At 56.8% G+C, this 437-nt stretch carries 1 protein-coding gene; it reads left to right on the forward strand.

What is annotated here, in order from left to right; genetic code table 11:
* Positions 1 to 33: 33 nt before the first annotated feature.
* The coding region (locus KW830_RS21140; RefSeq protein WP_218334318.1) for a TetR/AcrR family transcriptional regulator at positions 34 to 437 on the forward strand (404 nt) is incomplete at its 3' end.

Here is a 437-nt window from a genome sequence, read left to right on the forward strand (position 1 = left end):
GGTTAATATGGTTCACCGTTGCGGAGATTACAGATGCGTTACTCGCAGAACCATAAAGCCCAGACTCATCAACGCATTATCAAGGAAGCCTCGGCACGATTTCGCCGTGACGGAATTGGCGCGACAGGCTTGCAACCCCTGATGAAAGCCCTGGGTCTCACCCACGGTGGCTTCTATTCGCACTTCAAGTCCAAGGACGAACTGGTGGAAAAGGCGCTGCAGGCTGCCGGAGACGAAGTGAACGTCGTCTGCGCCGAACTGTTCGCTGGAGATCGCCCACTTGAGGCGTTTATCGACACTTATCTGTCCGAATGGCACCAGGCATCACCCCATCAAGGGTGCCCACTGCCGACCATGTCATCGGAGCTAGGCCTGCGTGGGCAGCCCAGTCCGACCTCTGATGCGGTGCTCAGGGCTCGACTTGAGCAGATAGAAAG

It is taken from the genome of Comamonas sp. CMM03, assembly GCF_019218715.1.
Taxonomy (GTDB): domain Bacteria; phylum Pseudomonadota; class Gammaproteobacteria; order Burkholderiales; family Burkholderiaceae_C; genus Comamonas; species Comamonas terrigena.